The following is a 5,076-nucleotide window of genomic DNA, read 5'->3' on the forward strand; positions in this document are numbered from 1 at the left end:
TCATAAAAATCAATACATGTTTTTAAAAAACACCTAAACCGCATGGATTAAGGTTGCGCTATGTTTTTCCACTCAAAATCATGTGGGAAAGTTGAGATAATCATACCCTGTTATTGAACTTTGCAACCAACGGTTCAAAATAGCTCTTTGTGACGTTGAAAGGCTTAAGGCTTCTGTAGTCAAGGAGCTTTCTGGCCTCATCGCAGTTATAGCTGTAATGGCCGCCGTCACTGAGGTCATTTTTGAAGTAAAGACTGATAAAGCCGTTCACAAAGCTGTCACTCAAATCATTCAGCCATCCGTGGAAGTCCTGGCTGCCGATGTTTGAACCAAGTTCTCCGAGCCAGGAGTAAATCTGATTGACTCCCACGCTGTCCTTTGAAACAAGATGATAGTTAAGACTGGAGCCGTATCTGTTGACGGTGGCAAGGCATACACATTCAGCTACATAGTCCACCGGAACAATGTTTACCTTGAGAGGAGATTCCGGATAGCTTCCTGCGGCCAGACAGGCTTTGTAGAATTTCACGAAAGCGTCATTGTTGATAAACGGAGCATTGGATCCGCTTTCCCATGTAATTGAACTAGGACGGAGAATGTTTACGGGAACACCGCTCTTTCTGGCCGTGTAGAATATGTTTTCCGCCATAATCTTGGACTGTTCGTAAGTAAGATCCAGATCCCTCCATCTGTGGATGTCTATGTTTTCAGGAATAACAGCAGACAGATCCACGTTTTCAAGACCATAGTGAACGGCGATGGTGGAGATATAGTTAATCTGCTTGATTCTTCCTGTTGTTGCCAGTTCCAGAATGTTGGCCACGCCCTGAACGTTGGTAGGGAATATTGAGCTCAGGGGATCCATGAGGTTGATGATGGATGCGTTGTGGATGATGGTGTCGCACTCGCCTGAAATGACGGCGTAGTCATCGTCGTTTAAGCCGAGATGCGGTCTGTCCATGGCTCCGTTGAATATTCTTACCCTTTCTTCAAGATTGTCAGGTATCGGCTGATTCTTGTCGGCGGCAGCCCTGCGTAAACGCTCATAGCCTTCGGCCGGTGTGGCGGCCCTGACAAGCAGGTACATGCTGCAGTCGGTTTCCTTCAGCAGTTTTGAAAGAATGTAGGTGCCGAGATATCCCGTTGCTCCCGTCATGAATACGCGATGCTTCTTTATTTCCGGATCAAACGGCAGTGCTCCGTTTATGGCATGCATGGCCTTTGCCGCCATGTCTTCAAGACTGATGCCGTTAATCCATGCGGTCTGTTCGGCCTGAGTTCTGTCCATGCAGTCGGCCATGTCGGAAAACACGCTGTGGTTGAATATGAGCTCCAGGGTGGCAGGATATCCTTTTGCTAGGAGTCGGCTGAGCAGGGTGATTGCGGAAAGTGAAGAACCCCCGATATTGAAGAAGTTATCGGAACGGGAAATATTCCCGTGTTTAAGGATGTCACTCCATATTTCAAGCAGATCCTGCTCGATTTTGGTGTCCAAAGGTTTTTCCGTCTTTTTGGCCGGTATGTCCATATTGCTGAGTTCTGCGGACAGAGCCTTGCGGTTAATTTTGCCGTTGGCACTTAACGGCAGCTTTTCCATTACCCTGATATTCTCCGGAATCATGTATGCCGGAAGTTTTTCTGCCAGTACCTTTTTAATTTTTTCCACTGCGTTTTCCGCAGTCATGCCAGTCCCGTCGGCAAGCGTTACCGCTGCTGCCAGGGTGGTGCGGTCATGAACAGGAACCGTGGCAACGGTTCGTATAAATGACATCTGCTCAATTGCGGCTTCAATTTCACTCAGTTCAATACGGTAGCCGTTAATTTTAATCTGTCCGTCCTCACGTCCGAGTATTTCAATAATTCCGTCAGGTGTGTAGAAGCCGATGTCGCCTGATTTGTAAAGTCTCTTTCCTGTTTTCGGATGGGTGATGAAAGATGCTGCGGTTTTGTCCGGATCGGCACAGTAACCTTCGGCTAATCCCCAACCGGCTATGTACATTTCACCAGGAGTGTAATCCGGACAGATTTCCATACGGCTGTTCAGAATGTAAATTTCATGGTTTGCCAGAGGCTTCCCGTAAGGAATTCTCGGTTTGTCGGCAAAACTTTCAGTTATCGGATATTCCACGCACCAGATTGACGTTTCGGTAGGTCCTCCCATGCTTACAATTTTTACGGAGCCGTGAGCTTTTCTTATGGCATCAGGCAATGTGGTTGGGATCTTGTCACCGGACATGAATACGCTTTTTAAAGTTTTAAGTTTGGAAGCGTCATCCCATTCAAGCCACTGGGTCAGCATCTGCATCTGGGCAGGAACGGTATTTAAGCGGGTAACGCCGTATTTGGCGATAAGATTCAGCCAGCATTCCGGATCTGTTCGTTCCTCTTCGGTAGGCATGACAAGGGCCGCGCCGGCGTGGGTGGTACCGAAATTGTCCCACACGGAAAGGTCAAAGCCGTAACTTGCCAGTCCCAGCATCCTGTCGGAGGAATCAACACCGTTAAGGGTGATGACTTCGTTTATGGTGTTCCAGGCGGCTCTGTGGCTTACCATTACTCCCTTCGGTTTGCCGGTGGTGCCGGAGGTGAAGATGATGTAGGCGGTTCTTGCGGTTTCATTGCGGTTCACGGCCAGTGAATCCCTTAGGCCGGCAAGTCTGGATTTTACGGCCGTACCGTCACTGAACGCACTGCCTGCAAGGTGGGTAAGATTTACTGTATCCTTTCCGTATACGGTTCCGGCGTGTTCGGCATCGGTAAGAATAACCCTGATGCCTGCATCGTTAATGATTGATTCTATGCGTGATAACGGCTGTGACACGTCGATTGGCACATATGCGGCATCAGCAAAGAGCACCCCGAAAATGCAGGCAAACTGAGAGGCTGACTTTGGCAGGAGCAGGGCTACGTTATCACCTTTCTTTACGCCGTTTTCCCTGAGTTCGTCGGCAATTGCCAAAGCTTCCGAGGCGAGGTCGGAATAGCTGAGTTCGGCGTCTGCCGCAAATACGGCGACGGCATCAGGTGTTTTTAAGGCATTGTTTATCAATCCTTCGTGAAGGAAGAGATGTTCATGCTCACGGGTGTTTGAATTAAGTGCTTCAACACGCTTAAGCATTTCATCCGGAAGGGTGACGACGCTGTTCTCCGACCAGAGTTCAGGATGATCGGCAAGGTCGTCAATAAGCTTTTTAAGGGCTTCAAAAGCTGCTTCCGGCAGTCCTTCCGGGAACACTCCTGAGCGTACGTCCCAATCCAGCTGCAGGGTGTTGTAGCGTTCGGTGGTCTGACAGTCGAGCCATACCTGCGGGGTCTGGGTAAGACCGTAGTGGAGCTTTGCACCGCTCATGAAGTCATTTCTGTCGAGAGAATCGTTGCTCACGCCAAGGGTACTGGTATAAACGACTGGAACCAGAATGTTCTTGCCGTGCTCCTTGCTGAGGGCTCGGAGAACGTTGATGCCGGTGAATCCGGTGTGTTCCATGTCTTCCCACAGACGATTCTGAATCATGCTTACGCGTTCGGCAAATGATTCGGTCTGGCTGCCGCGAATGCCGAGAACATTAACGTCAATGAAGTCGCCCACAATGTTCTGAACACCTGCAGGACGGTTGAACAGGGTAAGGTTTATGGTCAGATCCGGACTGCGTGACCAGCGGGCCAGAACTTCGGAGAATGCTGCCAGAATTACGCTGGATACGGTGAGTTTTTTATCCATCGCGATTTGTCTGAGTCTGTTCCACCTGTTTTCGTCCATGGAATGATGGAAACGCCTAACCCTGATGTTTTCATTATTTCTTCCGCTGTCCGGAATTACGGGAAGTTCAGGAGGAAGAGGCATGGTCCGGATCTGTTCAAGCCAGTATTCCTTGTCTTTCCTGTGTTTAGCCTTTAGGAACGGATTGTTCTGTTCCTGCTTTCTGGCAAACATCACGTCACGGAAAGTGAAAGGCAGCGGATCAAGTGATTCTGCTCCTCTGTCGTAAGCCTGACCGAGTTCGGCAAGCAGAATCTGTATACTGGCGAAGTCGGCAATTATAAGGTCGATTGAGAAAATCAGAATGGCTTTGTCAGGCATCTGAACAGCTCTTACGTCAAAGAGAGGCCAGTGGCCCGGGTCATAGAGCCGGTGATCCATTTCCGAACGAATCTTCAGAAGAGCCTTTTCCGCATTTTCAGGCGTCATGTTTCTGAAGTCGTGTTCAGGAACGTGAGGCAGTTTCACGTCCTTAAGAACATGCTGGGTTCCGTTTTTGGAGATTACCGCCCTTAACATGTCGTGACGCAGAATCAGACCATGCCATGCCTTTTCAAGACGGGCTCTGTCAAGTTCGCGCATTTCCAGTTCCAAATAGCTGTGGCAGCCAACGCCACCGTATTCGTAAATGTTGCTTCTGCCGAGTGAATAAGCGAGCTGCAGGTCAGTAAGAGGAAATTCATCATAACGGTGATTGGCGTCATGAGTTATGGTGGTTAACTTTTCCAGATAGCTTATTACGGCATCGCGGTTTTCCCTGATTAATGCCTTGTCATCACTGGTCATGGCACCGGCCGGGGCTTTGAATTTCAAAGCTCCGTTATCCGTCCACAGATAAATGTTTCTGGAAGCAAAATCTTCCATAAGGCTGATGATGCCCTGTCTGTTTAATGTCATATTAAAGTGTCCCTTCTTCGAATGAGTTTCCTTCTGAACATGCTTCGGCCCTAAGGTTATTGTTCTCTATGTAACCTGAAATTGAGGCTACGGTAGGCGCTGAGAACAACGTTCTCAGCGGCAGCGGTTCGGAAGTTATGTTTTCGAGCTGTAATGTCTGAACAAATTTGGTTGCACTAAGACTGTCTCCACCAGCTGTAAAGAAGTCGTCATTTCTTGAAATGTTTTCAATCTTTAGGATCTTCTTCCAGATGTCGGCGATTCTTATTTCAAGCTCTCCCTGCGGTAAATCTTCTTCCTTCGCAATGATGGATTTACTGTTGAGTTCACTGATGATGGCCTTGCGGTCAATCTTGCCGTTGGCACTGACAGGCAGTGTTTCGTAGAACCCGATGTGGTTAGGAACCATGTATTCAGGCACG

Annotated in this window: 2 protein-coding genes; both read right to left on the reverse strand. The window is 48.6% G+C overall.

Going from position 1 to position 5,076, the window contains the following annotated elements; all coding sequences use genetic code 11:
• Positions 1–100: 100 nt before the first annotated feature.
• Positions 101–4,654: a non-ribosomal peptide synthetase gene (locus tag QZU58_RS09855; RefSeq protein ID WP_294496403.1), complete on the reverse strand. Its 4,554-nt coding sequence runs from the start codon at positions 4,652–4,654 to the stop codon at positions 101–103.
• A gap of 1 nt (position 4,655) precedes the next feature.
• A partial coding sequence (locus tag QZU58_RS09860) for a phosphopantetheine-binding protein (protein WP_294496405.1) occupies positions 4,656–5,076 on the reverse strand: 421 nt, incomplete at its 5' end.

This window comes from uncultured Ruminobacter sp. (assembly GCA_902764345.1).
Lineage (GTDB): Bacteria > Pseudomonadota > Gammaproteobacteria > Enterobacterales > Succinivibrionaceae > Ruminobacter.